Below are 249 nucleotides of genomic sequence, written 5' to 3'. Positions count from 1 at the left end.
ATATTCTCTGACGCAATCAATTCAATTTCGTTTTGTTGGCGTTTAAACTCTCCATTGATTGCATCAAAGATTGCAACATCAACGGTTTGTAAATTATCATTAAAAAAGCGCTTTTGTATGTCATTTGCTTGCTTGGTCATAAAATACGTTCCTAATATTAAAAAAGTAAAGCAATAAACGATACCACAGCAAGCTATGTAGACCAAATATTTTAAATTATTTTTATTTTAAAATATAACAAAGATTTGC

Annotated in this window: 1 pseudogene; it reads right to left on the bottom strand. The window is 28.5% G+C overall.

Annotated elements, in window-relative coordinates:
- Positions 1-140 (bottom strand): annotated as a pseudogene (glyA, locus tag ACFIK8_RS12740) (serine hydroxymethyltransferase); the annotation flags it as partial.
- Positions 141-249 lie beyond the last annotated feature (109 nt).

This window comes from Bartonella sp. MR168JLCBS, assembly GCF_042194175.1.
The sequence above is the reverse complement of the archived record's forward strand: the minus strand, read 5'-3'. Positions and strand labels throughout refer to the sequence as shown.